The sequence below is a fragment of the Rhodococcus sp. EPR-147 genome, assembly GCF_001647185.1.
GTDB lineage: Bacteria > Actinomycetota > Actinomycetes > Mycobacteriales > Mycobacteriaceae > Rhodococcoides.
In genome coordinates, this window is sequence record NZ_LVCU01000479.1 from 1 (window position 1) to 19,661 (window position 19,661).

The window sequence follows — 19,661 nt, forward strand, 5'->3', positions numbered from 1 at the left end:
CGGTCTGGTCACCGTGGCCGACGCCGTCCCCGCAGCCGTGGTGGCCGACTACATGATCGTGTTCAGGAAGTGTTCGCCGCAGGGCCTGGCCGAGTCGAAGCGCCTCACCACGGCCGCGATCAGGCGCGAGATGGACGAGCGTGGGACGGCCGTCGCCGAGCAATCGGCCAGGTTGTTTGCATCCGACGAGGCCCGAGAGGGGATGATGTCCTTTCTGGAGAAGAGGCCCCCGTCCTGGGCGGCCGAGAAGTAGAGCGGCCGAGAAGTCGGGTCGGTAGTAGGGAGTATGGCGATGGTGATGGCGCGCGAACCCAAGCAGGACCGCAGCCGGGTGACGCGTCAGCGACTGCTCGAGGCGACGATCGATTCGCTCGCCGAGCAGGGCTGGGTGGCAACGACGGTCGGGGTGTTCGCCGTACGTGCAGGCGTCTCCCGCGGCGCGACCCAGCATCATTTCCCGACGCGTGAGGACCTGATCACCGGAGCGCTCGAGTACATGTTCGACACCCGGATGGACAGCGCTCGCCGCGAGGCCCAGGAGATTCCGGCGGGCCCCGGCCGGACGACACTGGTGGTGGAGCGGCTCGTCGAGTACTACACCGGGCCGATGTTCAAAGCGGCACTGCAGGTCTGGACCGCGGCCTCGGCCGACCCCGAGTTGCGCGATCGGATCGTTCCTCTCGAAGAACGGTTCGGTCGTCGGGCCCACAAGATGGCCGTCGAGAACCTCGGGGTCGACGACAACGATCCCGTCACCCACCGTCTCGTTCAGGCAACCCTCGACCTCGCCCGCGGTCTGGGTCTGGCCGATGTTCTGACCGACGACGCACGACGACGTGCCGAGGTCGTGCGCTCGTGGGCAGAGGTGTTGGATGCGTCGTTGAACGCGCGGCTGTCCGCCGCGGGAGCGGTAGCGCAGTAGAGAGCCGCACGATCTGCAGTTCCGATCGACGTGTGCCTGACTCTGGCGGGTGACTTCCGAAATCGCACGCGTGCACCGCGGCCAGATCTTTCACGTCGCCGGCTCGCCCACGGTGCTCGACGCCGCCGCCGCGCTGGTGTCGATTCCCGACGGTGCCCTCGTGGTCGGCGACGACGGCAAGATCGAGTTCTGTGGTGAGTTCGATTCGCTCCCAACCGAATTCGCGCAGCATACGGTTGCCGACCATCGGCCCGCGTTCCTGCTGCCGGGATTCGTCGACACCCACATTCACTTCCCGCAGACCTACGCCGGAGATTCCTACGGCGGCGGGCAACTGCTCGAGTGGCTGAACACGTGCATCTTTCCGTCCGAGTCCCGCTTCGCCGATCCCGAGTTCGCTGCCGCTGCGGCCAGAGACTTCTGCGCCGCGCGGATCCGGGCCGGAACCACGCAGGCAATGGTGTTCGGATCGGCGTTCCCGCATGCGCAGGATTCGCTGTTCGCCGAAACACTCGAGCACGGGCTACGCATCGTCAGCGGCCGAGGGGTCCAGACCACCGGCCCGGCGTCGGCGCAGGCATTGATCACCGGTGAGGACGAGGCCATCCGACTGGTGTCCGAGGAGATCGAGAAGTGGCACGCCGCCGACACCGGCGATGTCGACACGGCGATGCTGCACGTGGCCGTCGTACCGCGGTTCTCGCTCTCGGTGACGACGCAGACGCTGAAGAACCTCGGCGAGCTCTACGATTCCGTGCGCGCCCGAGGCGTCTACTTCCACACACACCTGAACGAGAACAACCGGCCGGGGACCGGCGAGATCGACGCCACCAAGAACGCCTACGGGGTGGAGACGTACCTCGACACCTACGACGGCAAGTTTCTGCCGGGCTCGCAGGTCGGTGGGAAGAGCTTTCTGGGCCCGCGCACCGTCCTGGCCCACGCGGTGCACTGTCAGGACGTCGAACTCGCGCGAATGGCAGAGACCGGCACGTCCATCGCGCACTGTCCCACCTCGCAGCAGTTCCTGGGCTCGGGCACGATGCCGTGGAAGCGAACCGTCGCCGCGGGGGTGAACATCGCCATCGGATCGGACTTCGGCGGCGGTGACGAGTGGCTGTTGCCGCAGGTCCTCGCCGACGCGTTCAAGGTGCACATCTCCGAGGCCGGTGACGCCGGACTGTCCCTGCATCCCGCCGAATTGCTGTTCACCGGAACCCTCGCCGGGGCACGAGCGCTGGACATGGAGAGCCGAATCGGCAACTTCGACGCGGGCAAGGAAGCCGATTTCGTCGTGGTCGATCCGTCCGCATGGCCCCAGCTCGCGGCGGCGATCGACCACGGCGTCCGCGCCGACGATGCCGAGCTCGCCCGAGACCAGACCCTGTTCGCGCTGCTGATGTCGATGCGCGAGCCCGCGATCGTCGGCGTCTACGTCCAGGGCCGGAAGCTCGCCGCTTCGCGGTAACGTATGGCGACTCGCTTCCAAAGGACCAGGAGACACCCAGGTATGGCTCGTCGGACTCGATTCGGTCTCCTCGCAGCCGCGTTCGCGGCTGTGGGCACCATGGCCCTCGCGCCGGTCGCACAGGCGCAACCGCCTGCCGATGCGCCGCCTGCACCCGCCGAGACCGCACCTGCACCCCCGCCCGGACCGGTTCCCGTCCCCGTTCTGCAGATTCCCAACCTCGGAGTCACCGTCGGCGGACTCATCGTTCCGGATCAGTGGATCGGCACGATCGAGGTCGCCGGTACCGAGACTCCGGGACTGACCCACATCTGGGGCCGTGCCGCCGATCCGCGGATCTGCACGTCGTACCAGAACTTCGCCAGCCTGCAGGTCGACTTCGTCAACATCGCCAACGGACGCACCGGGTCGGTCAACGCACCGATCTGCCGGCAGGGAAACGGCGTGTTCGAGCCCGCGGGGCCGGTCGTCGCCGATACCGGCAGCGGGCCGGTCCTGTTCACCGCGCACGTCCTTGCCTCCGGAATCGTGTTCGACATTCCCGGCGTCGGCGGATTCTCGGCCCCGTAGCAGATGACGAGACGGTTCGCGATGGTCGTGACGGCAACAGCCGTGCTGATCGCCGGGTGCGGCGGTGCGGAGGACGACGCTGCATCGACGCAAGAGACTGCTCCGACGACCACGGTGTACGAGCCGGGTCCCTTCTTCGGTGAATGCGGATCGATCACCGACGCCGAGGTGCAGTCCGCGTTCGGAGCGGGCCCGTTCGCGCAGATCACCCGCAATTCCGTCGGATGCCAGTGGGAGACCACGGGGTTCGGCGGACCGGGAGTCAGCTTCTCCTGGTACCGCGGCAGCCCTATCGGACGCGAACGCGCCGGTTCCGAGCTGATCGGCCGTCCGGCGAAAGACATCGAGATCGACGGCAACCCGGGGTTCGAGGCCGAGCAGGACACCCTGTGCGAAATAGGCGTGCAGTTCGGCGACGACTTCTTTCACTGGTCGATCACGTACTCCCTCGGACCTGCCGCGCGCCCGCCGTGCGACGTCGGAAACGAACTCGCGACTCTGACCGTGGAGCGCAAGCAATGACGCGCAAACGAGTGGTCGCGGCGGCGTCGACCCTGTTGCTCGTCGCCGGGTGCGCCCAGACCGTCCAGGGAACTGCGAGACCGGCGAGCTTCGCAGGCTCCGGTGGCCAAGAATTCACCGAATTGTTGACCGAGTGCGATGCCGTCTCCGACGACCAGATCGCCGAGACCACCGGAGCCGACGCCATCGAACGCGGCTTCTTCGGGGCCATCTGTCGGTGGGATCTCGTCGGCTCCGCGGGCACGGTGAAGGTGACGTTCAACTGGTTCGAATCCGGCACTCTGGCCGCCGAGCGGGCCGCCGAGGAAAAGATGATGTACACCGTCACCGACACAACGGTGCAGGGCCGCAAGGCAATCCAGGCTCAGCGTCCGAACGATCCCGATTCGTGCGGAGTCTCGGCCGGGGCGGATCGGGACGGCATCTTCGGGTGGTGGGTGCAGTACCAGCCCGGTGCCGCTCATCCCGATCCGTGCCAGGCCGCGGCGAAGCTGGCCGACCTCACACTCAACCTGAGCAGATAGGTTGCGTATCAGGGCGAAGGGTGTTTTGACCCGAGGCCGCGCCGCCGGGTATCGTTATGGGTCGTGTCCGGCCTGGCCGGACCGTTTGTGTGCCTATGCGAGGTACAGCCGTGCGCACGTTCGCTTGAAAGAGCGCGCAACCGGCTGGACGTGTGGGGGTATGCGACACACCCGACCGCGGGGTGCAAGAGACCCGCGGTAGCAGTACTGGAGCAGCAGCAGTACCGGGTGAGGAGCAGTGTTCTCTTGCTCCAACTGCTAGATCCCTGTTTATCGACACGAAGAAAGCCGGTTCATGCCAACGATCAACCAGCTGGTCCGTAAGGGACGCACCGACAAGGTCGCGAAACTGAAGACCGCTGCCCTCAAGGGCAGTCCACAGCGCCGTGGCGTGTGCACTCGCGTGTACACCACCACCCCCAAGAAGCCGAACTCCGCTCTCCGTAAGGTCGCGCGTGTTCGCCTGACCTCCTCGGTCGAGGTCACCGCATACATCCCCGGTGAGGGTCACAACCTGCAGGAGCACTCGATGGTGCTCGTTCGCGGTGGTCGTGTGAAGGACCTCCCGGGTGTGCGTTACAAGATCATCCGCGGCTCGCTCGACACCCAGGGTGTCAAGAACCGCAAGCAGGCTCGTAGCCGCTACGGAGCCAAGAAGGAGAAGAGCTGATATGCCACGCAAGGGCCCAGCACCCAAGCGGCCGCTGATCAACGACCCGGTCTACGGATCGCCGTTGGTCACGCAGCTCGTCAACAAGATTCTCCTCGACGGCAAGAAGTCGACCGCCGAGCGCATCGTCTACCAGGCGCTCGAGCAGGCTCGCGAGAAGACCGGCACCGACCCCGTCGTCACGCTCAAGCGTGCACTCGACAACGTCAAGCCGGCCCTCGAGGTTCGCAGCCGTCGCGTCGGTGGCGCCACCTACCAGGTGCCCGTCGAGGTTCGTCCCGGCCGCTCCACCACGCTGGCACTGCGCTGGCTGGTCACGTTCTCGCGCGCTCGTCGTGAGAAGACCATGGTCGAGCGGCTGGCAAACGAGTTGCTCGACGCCAGCAACGGCCTCGGTGCCGCTGTGAAGCGTCGCGAAGACACTCACAAGATGGCCGAAGCCAACAAGGCGTTCGCCCACTACCGCTGGTGATCTCCTCGCTCGGGCGGTATTCGGAACTATCCGATACCGCCGGAGCGTTGATCAGCTCAGGCAATACCTCTTCCAACACCAAGGCGGGTTAACTCGTGGCACAGGACGTGCTGACCGACCTCAACAAGGTCCGCAACATCGGCATCATGGCCCACATCGATGCCGGCAAGACCACCACTACCGAACGCATCCTCTTCTACACCGGTATCTCCTACAAGATCGGTGAGGTTCACGATGGCGCAGCCACCATGGACTGGATGGAGCAGGAGCAGGAGCGTGGCATCACGATCACCTCTGCTGCCACGACGTGCTTCTGGAACGACAACCAGATCAACATCATCGACACCCCCGGTCACGTCGACTTCACCGTCGAGGTGGAGCGCTCGCTCCGCGTCCTCGACGGCGCTGTCGCAGTGTTCGACGGCAAAGAAGGTGTCGAGCCACAGTCCGAGCAGGTCTGGCGTCAGGCCGACAAGTACGACGTGCCGCGCATCTGCTTCGTCAACAAGATGGACAAACTCGGCGCGGACTTCTACTACACCGTGCAGACCATCATCGATCGTCTCGGTGCCAAGCCGCTGGTCATCCAGCTGCCCATCGGCGCAGAGAACGATTTCGAGGGCGTCATCGACCTCGTGCAGATGAAGGCTCTCGTGTGGAGTGGCGAGACCAAGCTCGGCGAGAAGTACGAGATCCAGGAGATCCCGGAAAACCTCAAGGAGCGCGCGGACGAGTACCGCACCATGCTGCTCGAGACCGTGGCCGAGTCCGACGAAGCGCTTCTGGAGAAGCACTTCGGCGGCGAAGAGCTCACGATCGACGAGATCAAGGGCGCCATCCGCAAGATGACGGTCAACAGCGAGCTGTACCCGATCCTGTGTGGATCCGCGTTCAAGAACAAGGGCGTCCAGCCCATGCTCGACGCGGTCATCGACTACCTCCCGTCTCCCCTCGACGTTGCCGAGACCATCGGACACGCCGTCGGCGACGAGGAGAAGGAGATCACTCGCAAGCCGTCCGCAGACGAGCCGTTCGCGGCTCTCGCGTTCAAGATCGCCACTCACCCCTTCTTCGGCAAGCTGACCTACGTCCGGGTGTACTCGGGCAAGGTCGACTCCGGCGCTCAGGTCATCAACTCGACCAAGGGCAAGAAGGAGCGTCTGGGCAAGCTGTTCCAGATGCACTCCAACAAGGAGAACGCGATCGCGACCGCATCTGCCGGTCACATCTACGCGGTCATCGGCCTCAAGGACACCACGACGGGTGACACGCTCTGCGATCCGCAGAACCAGATCATCCTCGAGTCCATGAGCTTCCCGGACCCGGTCATCCAGGTCTCGATCGAGCCGAAGACCAAGTCCGACCAGGAGAAGCTGGGAACAGCAATCCAGAAGCTCGCCGAAGAGGATCCCACCTTCTCGGTGAAGCTGGACGAGGACACCGGCCAGACCGTCATCGGCGGCATGGGCGAGCTGCACCTCGACATCCTCGTCGACCGTATGCGTCGCGAGTTCAAGGTCGAGGCCAACGTCGGCAAGCCGCAGGTCGCGTACCGCGAGACCATCCGCAAGACGGTCGAGAAGCACGACTACACCCACAAGAAGCAGACCGGTGGCTCCGGCCAGTTCGCGAAGGTCATCATCAAGCTCGAGCCTTTCGAGGGCGAAGACGGTGCGACCTACGAATTCGAGAACAAGGTCTCCGGTGGTCGTGTGCCCAGGGAGTACATCCCCTCGGTCGACGCCGGTGCGCAGGACGCCATGCAGTACGGTGTTCTCGCCGGATACCCCCTGGTCAACGTCAAGGTCACACTGCTCGACGGTGCGTACCACGACGTCGACTCGTCGGAAATGGCCTTCAAGGTCGCCGGCTCACAAGCGTTCAAGGAAGCCGCCCGCAAGGCCAGCCCCGTCATTCTCGAACCCGTCATGGCCGTCGAGGTCATCACGCCCGAGGATTACATGGGTGAGGTCATCGGCGACCTGAACTCCCGCCGTGGTCAGATCCAGGCCATGGAGGAACGCAGCGGTGCCCGTATCGTCAAGGCACTGGTTCCGCTGTCGGAGATGTTCGGCTACATCGGAGACCTTCGGTCGAAGACACAGGGCCGCGCTAACTACTCCATGGTCTTCGATTCGTACGCAGAAGTTCCCGCGAACGTAGCGAAGGAAATCATCGCGAAGGTCAACGGAGAGTAATTCTCTCTTCGTTTGCTGGACCACGCTCGACCTGTAATAAGTAAGAACACATACGCGTGCCGGCCCCGTCGGGGCCCGCACAGATCAGTCCAGGAGGACACACAGTGGCGAAGGCGAAGTTCGATCGGACGAAGCCGCACGTCAACATCGGCACCATCGGTCACGTTGACCACGGTAAGACGACGCTGACGGCTGCAATCACCAAGGTTCTGCACGACAAGTTCCCGGACCTGAACGAGGCCTCGGCTTTCGATCAGATCGACAAGGCTCCGGAGGAGAAGGCTCGTGGTATCACGATCAACATCTCCCACGTCGAGTACCAGACCGAGAAGCGCCACTACGCGCACGTCGATGCACCGGGTCACGCCGACTACATCAAGAACATGATCACCGGCGCGGCACAGATGGACGGCGCAATCCTGGTCGTTGCAGCAACCGACGGCCCGATGCCGCAGACCCGCGAGCACGTGCTGCTCGCCCGCCAGGTCGGTGTTCCGTACATCCTGGTCGCACTGAACAAGGCCGACATGGTCGACGACGACGAGATCATCGAGCTCGTCGAGATGGAGGTCCGCGAGCTCCTCGCTTCGCAGGAGTTCGACGAGGACGCACCGGTCATCAAGGTCTCCGCACTCAAGGCACTCGAGGGTGACGAGAAGTGGGGCGAGTCGGTCATGGAGCTCATGCAGGCCGTCGACGATTCGGTTCCGGACCCCGTCCGTGAGACCGACAAGCCGTTCCTCATGCCCGTCGAGGACGTCTTCACCATCACCGGTCGTGGCACCGTGGTCACCGGACGTATCGAGCGCGGCTCGGTCAACGTCAACGAAGAGGTCGAGATCGTCGGCATCCGCCCCGGCTCGACCAAGACCACCGTCACCGGAATCGAAATGTTCCGCAAGCTGCTCGACTCGGGTCAGGCAGGCGACAACGTCGGCCTCCTCGTTCGTGGCATCAAGCGCGAAGACGTCGAGCGTGGACAGGTCATCATCAAGCCCGGCACCACGACTCCCCACACGGAGTTCGAGGGCAACGCCTACATCCTCTCGAAGGACGAGGGCGGCCGCCACACGCCGTTCTTCAACAACTACCGCCCGCAGTTCTACTTCCGTACCACGGACGTTACGGGCGTCGTGACCCTTCCCGAGGGCACCGAGATGGTCATGCCCGGTGACAACACCGAGATGTCCGTCACGCTGATCCAGCCGGTCGCCATGGATGTCGGCCTCCGTTTCGCAATCCGTGAGGGCGGTCGTACCGTCGGAGCCGGTCGCGTCACGAAGATCGTCAAGTGATCTAGTTTCACCAGCTGTACCTGAAGCGGCACTCACCCGAAAGGGTGGGTGCCGCTTTTGCGTGCGTGCACCCCTCCCGTGACCGTCCACATCCCCCTCCCAGTTGGGATCAATGTGGCTTTCAGTCACTCTGACTGCAACAAGGGGACATTCATCCCGGACCGGGGCAGGCGGGCGCCCGAAAAATTGGACGCATCGGGCGCGGCTGTCCCGTAACGTCGCTGCGGTGCTACTGACCGTGACTGCAAATGCCACAACCGATTTCCCGGACTCCTCCGACATCGGGTATTTGCTGCACAAGCACCCCGATCGTGTGCAGAGCTGGAACCTGCCCATGGGCACCACCACTGTGCTGTATCCGGAAGTCTCGGCCGAGCGCACCACCGTCGCAGTTCTGGTGAATGACGGCGCAGCGTCCGGGCTCGCGGTGGCATTGTCGCGACTGTTCAAGCAAACGCTGGCCGGCGTGTGTACCGGAAGGCCTGAATTGGTCTCTGCTGCAATCGATCTGACGATCTCGATGCCTGCCGCGCCGTCTCGTGGTGCGACCGACCTGGCGTCACGGATGTTCGGTCCCCTCGGTTGGAAAGTGGACGCGACGCCCATCCCGCTCGATCCGACTCAGCCGCACTGGGGTAACTCCGAGTACGTCGATCTGGTCTTGACCGGAACATTCACGCTGTCGTCTGCCCTGCGGCACCTGTACGTCCTGCTTCCGGTCCTCGACGACGGGAAGCACTACTGGGTGGGCGAGGACGAGGCCGACAAACTCGTTCGAGCAGCAGGGGATTGGCTGGGGGATCACCCGGAGTCTTCGCTCATCGCCTCGCGCTACCTGGCGCACCGTCGCGAACTGGTGGCCTCGGCGCTCGACCGACTCGTGCCCGACGCTCCGCAGGGCGACGCAGCCCCGCGAGATCCGACGCTGGCCGAGCATCGGGTGCGTGCCGTGTTGGCGGCACTGACGGGTGCAGGCGCGAAGTCGGTGATCGACCTCGGTTGCGGTGAGGGTCGTCTGCTGCGAGAGCTGCTCGCGGACAACAGTTTCGATCGCATTCTCGGTGCCGACGTGAGTGATCGTGCACTCGCCAAGGCTCAGCGCAGGCTGCGTCTGGACGACATGTCCGACCGGCAGCGCGCTCGGATCGAACTGGTGCAGTCGTCGGCCACGTACCGCGACGTTCGGCTGCACGGATTCGACGCGATGGTGCTCATGGAGGTCATCGAACACGTCGATCTCGATCGGCTTCCGGCGTTGGTGCGTTCGGTATTTCTTCAGGCGCGTCCACGAACGGTTCTCGTCACCACACCCAACTCCGAGTACAACGTGCTGTATCCCGGCCTCGAACCGGGAACCTTCCGTCACGTCGATCACCGATTCGAATTCACCCGAGCGCAGTTCGAGCACTGGGGTTCGTCGGTAGCACGTGAACACGCCTACGACGTACGCATCGAGGGAATCGGCCCCGTCGACGATATGTACGGCACCCCGACACAGATGGCCGTCTTCACCCGAGAGGAGCAGACCCGATGAGTACCTTCGACATTCCGGATCGATCCCTCGTCGTACTCGTCGGCATCAGCGGGTCCGGCAAGTCGTCCTTCGCCGCGCAGCACTTCGGTCCGTACGAGACGGTGTCCAGTGATGCCTGCCGGGGCATGGTGAGCAACGACCCCAACCTGCAGAGCGCGACCAAGGACGCATTCGCGCTGCTGGAATTCCTCGTGGCAACCAGGCTCCGGGCCGGTCTGCTCACCGTCGTGGACGCCACGAACGTGCAACCCGCGGCGCGAAAGACGTTGATCGCGTTGGCCCGCGAACACGACGTGCTACCGGTCGCCGTCGTGCTCGATGTGCCCGAATCGGTGTGTGCACAGCGCAACGCCGAGCGCACCGACAGGATGTTCGGTCGAGATGTGCTGCGCCGCCAGCAGTCCCAGTTGCAACGCTCGCTTCGGGGACTGTCCAAGGAAGGCTTTCGCACGGTCCACGTACTCGACGGTGTCGAAGCGGTGGCGTCGGCGGCGTTCGTTCGCACCCCGCTACGCAGCGATCGACGTGAGCTGACCGGACCGTTCGATGTCATCGGCGACATCCACGGCTGCCTTGCCGAACTCGAAAGCCTGCTCGGCGTGCTGGGTTACACGATCGAGCGGGACGACGCCGGCCGCGCGGTCGGTGCGACGCCACCGCCCGGTCGGACTGCCGTGTTCGTCGGCGATTACGTCGATCGCGGACCGGACTCGGTGGGAGTCCTGCGACTGGTGATGGGAATGGTCGGTACCGGAGCAGCATTGGCAGTTCCGGGTAACCACGAGATCAAGCTCGTCAAGGCACTCCGCGGCCGGAAGGTCACTGCCTCGCACGGTCTCGCCGAGACCCTCGAACAGCTCGACGCCGAGTCGGCAGAGTTTCGCAGGGAGGTGCTCGAGTTCTGCGACGGCCTCGTCGCGCACCTCGTGCTCGACGGCGGCAAGCTCGTCGTTGCGCACGCGGGCTTGATCGAGAAGTACCACAACCGGGCGTCGGGCAGGGTTCGAAGTTTTGCTCTGTACGGCGACACCACCGGCGAGACCGACGAATTCGGCCTGCCGGTGCGGTACCCGTGGGCGCAGGACTATCGGGGCTCGGCGACGGTGCTCTACGGGCACACTCCGGTGCCGGAAGTGGAGTGGGAGAACAACACTGCGTGTCTCGATACGGGATGCGTCTTCGGCGGGAAGCTCACGGCGCTGCGTTACCCGGAGCGCGAGGTGGTGTCGGTTCCGGCCGAGAAGGTCTGGTACGAGCCTGCCCGCCCGATGGGCGCGTTCACGCGGGATGCGGCATCGCTCGATCTGTCCGACGTGATCGGCCCGACGGGCGTCGAGACGTCGCTGCGTGGGCGGGTATCGGTTCGGCCGGAGAATGCCGCGGGCGCACTGGAAGTGATGAGTCGGTTCGCCCTCGCTCCGCAGTGGCTGCACTATCTGCCGCCGACGATGGCACCGAGTGGAACATCCGAGCGCGAGGGCTATCTCGAATATCCGACGCAGGCATTCGACGCGTATCGCGCGCTCGGTGCGTCGACGGTGATCTGCGAGGAGAAGCACATGGGCTCGCGGGTGGTCGTGGTGGTGTGTCGAGATGCCGACACCGCTCGGGAGAAGTTCGATGCGCCGCAGGGATCGCTCGGCACCGCGTACACGCGGACGGGTCGTCCGGTGTTCGACGAGTCACTGACCGGCGAGCTGATCTCCGGGGTGTCCGACGCGATCGAGAAGGCCGGTGTGTGGGACGAATTGGATTCGAGCTGGCTGATTCTCGACTGCGAACTGATGCCGTGGTCCGCCAAAGCGGAGGGCCTGATCAAAACCGAGTACGCCGCGGTCGCTGCGGTGTCTCGGGCGAATCTCGTGGCCGAGGCGGCGGTGCTGGCATCGGCCGGTTCGCGTGGTCTGGATGTGCAGGAGTTGCTGGAACGGAACACCGTTCGGCAGGTCAACCTGGGCGAGTTCACCGGTGCGTATCGGCGGTACATCTGGCCGACGGACGGACTGGACGGGGTTCGGATTGCGCCGTTTCAGGTGCTGGCGTCGAACGTCGGGACGTATGCCGATCGTCCGCACGCCTGGCACCTCGATGTTGCCGACCGATTGGTGGCAGCAGCTCCCGATATGTTCGCCACCACCCGTCGAATCGAGGTCGATCTGTCCATGCCGGATTCGGTTGCGGCAGGGGAGAAGTGGTGGGAGGAGTTGACGGCGCAGGGCGGCGAGGGCATGGTCGTCAAACCGTCAGCGAACGCTCCTCGCGGAAAGATGCAGCCCGGCATGAAGGTTCGTGGCCGCGAGTATCTGCGGCTGATCTACGGTGCCGACTACACCGACCCGGATCGACTGACTGCCCTGCGCAACCGAAACGTGGGACACAAGCAGTCGATGGCCCTCCGCGAATATGCGCTGGGAATGGAAGCGCTGGATCGCTCGGTGCGCGGTGAGCCGCTCTATTCCATCCACCAGGCCGTGTTCGCCGTCCTGGCACTGGAATCCGAGCCGGTCGACCCGCGGTTGTAAGTGCCATGGGCAGTGGTGCGGTTATGTGCCGGCTGGGGCACATAACCGCACCACTGCCGCAGGCACTAGCCCCTCGGCGACGAGAAGGGACTGATGCCTGCGCTGATCGGTGCCGCAATTGCTGCAACGACGGCTATGGACGCCCAGAACGTCGGTGAGTCCAGCATCAGTCCGCCTGCGAGACCACACACGGCGACGACGACGCCGCATCCCACCAGCAGTCCCGACCCCACGGTGACGTGAGCGAGGTGGTCTCGCGTCGGATCACGTCGGGCTCCGAGCCACACCATCGTTCCCGAGGTGACGAGGGCCAGAGGGGCGAAGAAGAAGAGGGAGCTGCCACCGAGCTTCGACGAGACACTGGCGATCAACAGCACGGATCCGAATGCCACCGGGGCGGCGAGGGGCATCCCGCCGGACCATCGCTCGAACTTGTTTCGGGTGGGAGCTGTCATGGCAATCGTTCCTTTCCTGGGGAGAAGGGCATGTCAGAGTAGGTACTCCGCGAATATTCCGCCGCCGCAGGACAATGCCGCGATCAGGCCGACTCGCCTCAGGACGAACTTGGCAGCCTTGTCCCACGAGTTCACCTGGCTTTCGATCGCTTCCCAAGCACCGACTGCGCCGAAGAAGTCGATTCCGAGGCAGGCACCGACTACTCGCTTTATTTCATCGGTGACTCCACGGGCCTGAGGTCCCGTGGGAGTCGGCTGTCGATCGAGGACGTTGCCGGTCTCGTCGACGATCGTCACAGTCGCGTCATCGCTGATCTGAAAGCCGGCTGTGCCGGCGGGGAGTGGATTGCGGCCCTGTTCTGCCAGCGAAGCATTGAGCGAGGCAACTTCTTCTGCGCTCACGGGGACGAATTCCTCGACGGTGGCGGACACCGCGGGTGGCGCGGGTTGAGCAAGAGCAACAGCGGCTCCGCTCATCGACGTCACGGCGATCATCGAGCCGGCGATCAGGGCGATGGATGCGGTGCGAGTCCGAGCAGAAATGCGGTTCATGATGTCTCCCGTTCGTGAGTAGGGGGGGCGATTCGGCGACGTGATGGTGGCTGTCGTTCGGACCGAGCCGGGTGCAGTGTCACAACGGATATGGGGCCACAACGGATATGGGCCGGTTGCGTACTCGATGGGATCGGCCTGGAACGAGAGCGCACGCTCGTCCGGCGATCTGTAGTTGTGCGGACCATCCCGAGAGACACAAGGTAGGTCGCGGGTTACGCCTCGTTGACCGAGTCTTTGCGTAACACACCGAACTTTAAACCCGTCGGTGCCGAAGCGCCAGCGCTGCGCGCGATCAGATACAGGCCTCGGTCACCGTCACCAGCGCGAGCCGAGGTTCTTCGGCGTCAGGGAGAATCGGCAGAGCGCACGCGGTCACCGAGTGGGTGGTGTAGCCGCCGTTTCGGTCTCTGAATCTGACGGTGATGCTTGGTTCGTCTCCTGCGCCGCCGGCCCGGGACACTGATTTCGCGAGTGCGTCGACTGCTCCGTCGTCGTCCGGGTGCACTCGCGGTCGCGGGTCGGTCGGGTCGAGATTCCATGCGATGGACGGTGGCGGCGGGCCGTGCCAGTACAAGGTCTCCAGGGTGCACAGATCGACTATTGCGGTGTGGCGTCGTGCGATGACCGAGGCGCCCGCTACGAGCCCGCTCATCGTCTCCTGGACTCCGGTAGGGGATGGGTGGCTCATGACGAACGGACCGCGGTCGATTGCGATGCCGCGCAGGTGACGAGCTTCGCCTTCGACGGTGGTGTGCGCCAGCACGCGAATTCGATGTAGCTCGTCCGTGGTCCAACGCTGGGTTGCGTCGAGATCCACGGTGTCGCCGACTGTGCTGGATACCAGCATCGCGAGGACGTCGGTGGCTCGCAATCCGAAATCCAACGTTGCCATCGCTTCTGCTACCGACAAGTGCGCCACATCGGAATTCAGCGCCGGGGAGTCCTTGGAGTGGGCAGTGCCGCGAGTCAGATTCCAGCGAAAGGCCCAAGCATTCGACGGCGGAGAGTCGCACGTGCCCGGATGCAGTCTGGCCCACACCGCCTGGACCGTACCGTCGTCCCCGAGAATCGGACGAGCCGAGACGTACCTGCCCGGCTCGCATTCGATGTCCACGTCCCTTCCCGATTCTGCACACCGAGCAACCGCATCACGTGCGTGAGTCGAGTCGGACGACCTCCTCAGGAACGCCGCCATGGGAACCTTGCTCTTCTGCGTCGTCCCTACCGCCACCACGCACGCCACCGAATCCGGTTCGAGAAGAATCAACAGCCAGTCGCCGTTCCTACGCCCCATCGAGGCGGACTCCCTTCCACTCGAGTCGAGCTCCGCGGATCTTCCCTGCTTCGGGTCGTGTATCGACACCGTACCGGTGAATCCGACAGAAGGGACAGGTGGCCGGGCCTGTCGCAACGCTGCGCGGCCGCGCTACCGTCGCTTGTCGACGTGCAGTTGAATGCGAGTGGCGACGTGTGCACCGGCGAGTGATTCGGCCACGAAGGCGGCACGGGCTTCGGCTCGGGCGGTGAAGGCCACGACATCGAAATCGGCTGCAGCATGGACCGATACGGTGATGGTGGGCATTCCCCGATCGTCGATCGCCGTACCGCGGGCGCGTCGAACACCGGGGAACTCGGCCAGCTCCGCGGCGACGCCCGACGCGATGGCGCTCAGGTCCACGTGCGCCGAGAAATGGGGCTTCTCGATGACGCTTGCCGTTCCGGTCGTGCGCGGAGAGAAGTTGCCGATCAACAGAAGCAGTGCCAGGACAACGGCGATGCAGCCGACCACGGCCAGGGTCGGCACCCACCAGCCCTGTTCCGGTAGGGCGGCGATTCGCGCACGATCGAAGCGAGAGAGCATCTCTCGTGCCCAGGGGACGTCGCAATGCCAGGCCAGCGCGAAGCCACCTCCCGCGATCAACCCGGCCCCCGCCGCGATGGCGAGGAGTCGGTCGACCCCGGCAACGAAGGTCTTCATCACGACACCCTCGTCGGTGCTGCCACCGACTGCTTCACCGTCAGCCGGCGCTCGCCCGCAGCAACGGACAGCACAGGAGCGAGTGCCTCGCGCACGCCGACGTCGATACGGTCGGCATCGTACGCAGCGTCACGCTCTACCCGAACTTCGATCTTCTTCCGGGTGACGACGGTGTGCGCGTCCACGACTCCGCGGGTCGACTGTGCTGCAGCACTGCACAATCGAGCGATGTCGGTCGGCGTGGCCCACACGGTCGACGCCGACTCGCCCAGGCCGGAATGCGTCTTCGTTCGGGGCTTGACCCCGATGAACACGACGAACAACCCGACGACGGCGGCTCCGATCGCGGCGGCGATCATCCAACTCTGCCAGTGCAATCGGGAGATCCAGGACACCGCGTCGGCGATCCACGGGCTACCACCGAGGTTGCCGTGTGCGATCAGGAATTCCCGGCCGGCGACAAAGGCCACACCGAGGAGGGCGAACCCGAACAGCAGTGCCACCGGCATCGCGGCCGGGCCGGCAGTGGGTGGTCGAGGTGAGATGGGCTGCGATGCTTCGGTATTCGAGGTGGGCGAGGGGCCGGTGTCCAGTGTGGTGTCCGATACCAGGACGTTCACTCGATGCACGTGCAGGCCCGTCATCGTCGCCAACGCGGCCTCGACGGTGGCGTGCACGGATTCGGTCACCTCGGTGATCTGCGACGGCCAGGTCACCCCGATGTAGAGGTTGACGGCAATCGTGTCCTCGCCGAGGGTGACGTCGGCGCGGGGGAGTTCTCGCCCGGTCAGTCGCGAGAAGCCGCCGGTGGTGCGCGTGACCCGAGGATCCTTCGATGCCGCCGCGATGGCGGTCCGCGACATGGCCCGATCCTTGATCTCGACGCTGCCACGCATCTCGCGGCCGTCGTCGACCTCGTCGGATCCAGCCTGCGTCATGTTCAGAGAATCCTTTGCGCCCGTCGCGGCTCGCCGTGGTGCGGCACGCGCTCCACAACTGTAGTGACGACCGGTGGCGGATGACGTCACGAGAGTAATTGTTCCTGGCATACTGCGATCGTGTCGGAAATTGTGCGGGTGACCGCGTCGGATATCGCGTCGGCCGAGGAGCTGCTGGAGCCGGTCATGCGCCGGACCCCCGTGGTGGCCTCGCGAATTCTGTCGGACCTGACCGGCCACGAGGTGCGGCTCAAGTGCGAGAACCTGCAGCGCACCGGATCGTTCAAGCCGCGCGGGGCGTACAACCGCATCGCCCGGCTCGACGCCGAGCAGCGTGCCCGCGGTGTCGTCGCGGCCAGCGCGGGCAACCACGCTCAGGGTGTCGCGTGGGCCGCCTCGCAGGTGGGGATCGACTCGACGGTGTTCATGCCGGTAGGCGTGTCGCTACCGAAGCTCGTCGCCACCAAGGCCTACGGCGCGACTGTTCATCTGGTTGGTAACACGGTGGACGAGGCGCTGAAGTCGGCGAGGGAATTCGCCGAACGCACCGGTGCCACTCTCATTCATCCGTTCGACCACCTCGACATCGTCGCGGGGCAGGCGACGTTGGGTACCGAACTGCTGCAGCAGATGCCGGACGTCGGCACCATCGTGATCCCCACCGGCGGCGGGGGACTGTTGGCCGGTGTCGCCGCGGCGGTCAAGCTGACCAAGCCCGGTATCAGGATCGTCGGCGTGCAGGCCGAGGGTGCTGCCGCGTGGCCTGCATCGCTGAAGGCGGGGCATCCGATCGCGTTGACGTCGATGTCGACGATGGCCGACGGCATCGCGATCGGCCTGCCCGGATCGGTGCCGTTCGATCACGTGCAGGGATGGGTCGACGACGTGGTGACCGTCAGCGAGGATGCGCTGTCGCGGGCGTTGGTGCTGTGCATCGAACGCGCGAAACTGATCGTGGAACCGGCCGGGGCGGCAGCGGTGGCAGCGCTGATGACGCATTCCGCGGACGAGCTCGGATTGACCGGTTCGGTGTGCGCCGTCCTCTCCGGCGGAAACATCGATCCGCTGCTGCTCACCCACGTCATCACTCATGGTCTCCGAGCGGGTGGACGCTATCTCGCTGTACGCGTGACCATTTCGGACAAGCCGGGCGGACTCACCGGGGTGCTCGGCGTGGTGCGTGACGCCGGTGCCAGCGTTGTCGACGTCGTCCACTCCCGTACGGGCGGACGCCTGGGGCTCGAAGAGGTCGACGTGATGTTGACCGTCGAGACCCGCGGACCGGACCACCGCGGCTCGGTGCTCGATGCCCTCGGTGCGGCCGGATACGCCGTGCACGTGGAGAACTGACCTGCTGGTCGACACAACCGATTCAACGCCGCAGACTTCGACGGATCACCTGGCCGATATACGAACCTGCACGACGCACGTGGAAAAGCGCCGGGGTCCAATGACTTCGGCGTATTGCTGTGTTCACGGCCCGCTGCAGTTCTGTGTCGGTGACACCGGCATCGTGCATCGCCGCGAGTGAGGTTCTCAGGTAGCCGCGATCGCGGCTTCTCATGTGCATTCGAGCCACAGCGCGCACATCCATGGTTTCGGGGAAAGTCGTGCACCGTGCACCCGCGGCCGCCAGCCCGATCTGTGTGCGAACGCATTTGGCACACCGGCCGCAATTGAATTTCCCGTCGAGGTTCTCCCAGCAGACCCGCAAATGGTTCATCGCGGTCCGGTTCTCGCCGATTCGACGAATTTTGCCCAGACGGTGCAGATCGAGTTCATGATGCTCGAAGGCGACCGAGCTACTCGACCACAACGGGTCGAGGTCGGGATGAGAGCCCCACGGTGCGAGTTCCTCGCGGCAGTTCGAGGACGGGATGATGACGGTGCTCAGGTACTGCGACAACGCCAGGCCGACGTGCGCCAACGCGGCACCGTGGAAGTCGTATCCCCAATCGAGAGGCAGTCGGTCGGCGAAGGCCGACCTGATCGTGGTCTTCACCTCGATCAACGGCTTTCCCAATTCCGCCGCCGACTCTCGGGCTCCGGCCAAGGCTCTGGCCGCCAAACTTTCGTCGCCGATACCGATATCGAAACCGTGCACGAAGATCAGGTGGGTGATGCGGTCGGATTCCATGATTGCCGAGTAGAAGCTGTCGACGCCCCCGCTGAAGAAGCAACCCACTCCCGTCGCGCCGGTGGCGACGCCGCCGGGTTCCGCCGCCATCGATACCTCTCGAAAACGCTTGGGATACCAGTCCAGGAAGATCTTCTGAGCCTCGGACGCACCTCGAAGTGCGGTCGAATCCACGGGGCCGTCGAAAGATAAATCCCACCCTTTGCGCATACCGGCGGTCAGGAGCGGAGGAAGCCAGGGAGTGGAGGAATGGTCCAGCGAGTAATTCGACTCGGTTCTCACTCGCACTTCGACACCCGATGGTGTCGTTATTCGCGCGGCAATGGAATCAGCACCGGTGTCGTCGACATGCACCGTCATCGGGCTGATCATCGGGCTGAGTGTGCCACAGCGAAGGTTGTCCGGGCCGGATTCGTATCGTCGGGCCCGCTCGGGCCCGACTGGTACCTTGATCAGCGACTTGGACCAGGACATCGGTGGGAGATATTTGCATGGCTCGGCTCGTCGCGATCGTCTCCGCAGTCCTGGGAATTCTGCTGACGATCGCGATACCGCTGTTGCCGATCGAGCAGCAGCAGTCCTCCCTGACGTGGCCGCAGTCGAACACGATCGCCAGTGTCGAGGCTCCACTCGTCGGATACACCCCGATCAGCGTCGACGCGACGGTCCCGTGTGCTGCCGCGAATCTGTTGCCCGACGGCGGGCTGTTGCTGTCCACCTCGCCCGAGGGATCGCCCGACGCCTATCGCTACGGTCTCGTCGCCGAGGTCACGGGTGGTGAGGCATCGCAACTGAAAGTGACGTTGCGTGATTCCGTCCTCCTCGAGGAGCCGATCGCGGAGCTGAACTCTTCGACTGCTGGCGACTGCGCATTGACGATCACCTCGAACGGCACGGCGAC

At 64.7% G+C, this 19,661-nt stretch carries 18 protein-coding genes and 2 pseudogenes; 14 read left to right on the forward strand and 6 right to left on the reverse strand.

The window, feature by feature from the left end; genetic code table 11:
* The 12 genes and pseudogenes from A2J02_RS28400 to A2J02_RS20445 all read left to right on the forward strand — a co-directional run.
* A pseudogene (locus A2J02_RS28400) lies at window positions 1–253 on the forward strand (enoyl-CoA hydratase family protein); the annotation flags it as partial.
* A gap of 45 nt (window positions 254–298) precedes the next feature.
* Window positions 299–922, forward strand: coding sequence for a TetR/AcrR family transcriptional regulator (locus tag A2J02_RS20395; RefSeq protein WP_068052805.1), 624 nt, complete (start codon window positions 299–301; stop codon window positions 920–922).
* A gap of 61 nt (window positions 923–983) precedes the next feature.
* Window positions 984–2,390: a guanine deaminase gene (locus A2J02_RS20400; protein WP_068052808.1), complete on the forward strand. Its 1,407-nt coding sequence runs from the start codon at window positions 984–986 to the stop codon at window positions 2,388–2,390.
* A 42-nt stretch (window positions 2,391–2,432) separates the two neighbouring features.
* Window positions 2,433–2,960, forward strand: a complete 528-nt coding sequence (locus A2J02_RS20405; RefSeq protein ID WP_068052765.1) for a hypothetical protein — start codon at window positions 2,433–2,435, stop codon at window positions 2,958–2,960.
* 21 nt (window positions 2,961–2,981) lie between these two features.
* Window positions 2,982–3,482 carry a DUF3558 domain-containing protein gene (locus A2J02_RS20410; protein WP_373454795.1) on the forward strand — a complete coding sequence of 167 codons (501 nt, stop codon included), beginning with the start codon at window positions 2,982–2,984 and terminating at the stop codon, window positions 3,480–3,482.
* Window positions 3,479–4,006 carry a DUF3558 domain-containing protein gene (locus A2J02_RS20415; protein WP_068052770.1) on the forward strand — a complete coding sequence of 176 codons (528 nt, stop codon included), beginning with the start codon at window positions 3,479–3,481 and terminating at the stop codon, window positions 4,004–4,006. The genes A2J02_RS20410 and A2J02_RS20415 overlap by 4 nt, the downstream gene beginning before the upstream one ends.
* Window positions 4,007–4,301: 295 nt before the next feature.
* Window positions 4,302–4,676 carry a 30S ribosomal protein S12 gene (gene rpsL, locus A2J02_RS20420; RefSeq protein ID WP_008714048.1) on the forward strand — a complete coding sequence of 125 codons (375 nt, stop codon included), beginning with the start codon at window positions 4,302–4,304 and terminating at the stop codon, window positions 4,674–4,676.
* Window position 4,677: 1 nt separating this feature from the next.
* Window positions 4,678–5,148, forward strand: coding sequence for a 30S ribosomal protein S7 (gene rpsG, locus A2J02_RS20425; protein WP_003941856.1), 471 nt, complete (start codon window positions 4,678–4,680; stop codon window positions 5,146–5,148).
* A 95-nt stretch (window positions 5,149–5,243) separates the two neighbouring features.
* Complete coding sequence (gene fusA, locus A2J02_RS20430; RefSeq protein ID WP_032380505.1) at window positions 5,244–7,346, forward strand: elongation factor G; 2,103 nt, start codon at window positions 5,244–5,246, stop codon at window positions 7,344–7,346.
* Window positions 7,347–7,450: 104 nt separating this feature from the next.
* Complete coding sequence (tuf, locus tag A2J02_RS20435; RefSeq protein WP_068052772.1) at window positions 7,451–8,641, forward strand: elongation factor Tu; 1,191 nt, start codon at window positions 7,451–7,453, stop codon at window positions 8,639–8,641.
* Between the two features lie 238 nt (window positions 8,642–8,879).
* Complete coding sequence (locus A2J02_RS20440) at window positions 8,880–10,175, forward strand: 3' terminal RNA ribose 2'-O-methyltransferase Hen1 (RefSeq protein WP_256989409.1); 1,296 nt, start codon at window positions 8,880–8,882, stop codon at window positions 10,173–10,175.
* Window positions 10,172–12,697, forward strand: a complete 2,526-nt coding sequence (locus A2J02_RS20445) for a polynucleotide kinase-phosphatase (protein WP_068052779.1) — start codon at window positions 10,172–10,174, stop codon at window positions 12,695–12,697. Before A2J02_RS20440 ends, A2J02_RS20445 begins: the two co-directional genes overlap by 4 nt.
* Before the next feature lie 65 nt (window positions 12,698–12,762).
* Here the strand turns inward: A2J02_RS20445 and A2J02_RS20450 are convergent, their stop codons facing one another.
* The 5 genes from A2J02_RS20450 to A2J02_RS20470 all read right to left on the reverse strand — a co-directional run bounded on the left by A2J02_RS20450 (window position 12,763) and on the right by A2J02_RS20470 (window position 16,623).
* Entirely contained in the window at window positions 12,763–13,152 is a 390-nt protein-coding gene (locus A2J02_RS20450; protein ID WP_068052781.1) for a hypothetical protein, read from the reverse strand.
* Between the two features lie 33 nt (window positions 13,153–13,185).
* Window positions 13,186–13,704: a hypothetical protein gene (locus A2J02_RS20455; protein ID WP_068052785.1), complete on the reverse strand. Its 519-nt coding sequence runs from the start codon at window positions 13,702–13,704 to the stop codon at window positions 13,186–13,188.
* A gap of 295 nt (window positions 13,705–13,999) precedes the next feature.
* Window positions 14,000–15,001, reverse strand: a complete 1,002-nt coding sequence (locus A2J02_RS20460) for a GAF domain-containing protein (protein WP_068052789.1) — start codon at window positions 14,999–15,001, stop codon at window positions 14,000–14,002.
* 132 nt (window positions 15,002–15,133) lie between these two features.
* A complete protein-coding gene (locus A2J02_RS20465; RefSeq protein ID WP_068052792.1) occupies window positions 15,134–15,685 on the reverse strand; it encodes a hypothetical protein in 552 nt (183 codons plus the stop codon).
* Window positions 15,685–16,623 (reverse strand): DUF6286 domain-containing Asp23/Gls24 family envelope stress response protein, encoded by a 939-nt coding sequence (locus A2J02_RS20470; RefSeq protein ID WP_068052795.1) that lies wholly within the window; start codon window positions 16,621–16,623, stop codon window positions 15,685–15,687. Before A2J02_RS20470 ends, A2J02_RS20465 begins: the two co-directional genes overlap by 1 nt.
* A 186-nt stretch (window positions 16,624–16,809) precedes the next feature.
* On the opposite strand from A2J02_RS20470, the gene ilvA reads away from it, so the two are divergent.
* A complete protein-coding gene (ilvA, locus tag A2J02_RS20475; RefSeq protein ID WP_218829037.1) occupies window positions 16,810–17,973 on the forward strand; it encodes a threonine ammonia-lyase in 1,164 nt (387 codons plus the stop codon).
* 22 nt (window positions 17,974–17,995) lie between these two features.
* Here ilvA and A2J02_RS20480 read toward each other — a convergent pair whose 3' ends face one another.
* A complete protein-coding gene (locus A2J02_RS20480) occupies window positions 17,996–19,132 on the reverse strand; it encodes a hypothetical protein (RefSeq protein ID WP_179276563.1) in 1,137 nt (378 codons plus the stop codon).
* A gap of 119 nt (window positions 19,133–19,251) precedes the next feature.
* Here A2J02_RS20480 and A2J02_RS20485 point away from each other — a divergent pair.
* Window positions 19,252–19,661, forward strand: a pseudogene (locus A2J02_RS20485) (arabinosyltransferase); the annotation flags it as partial.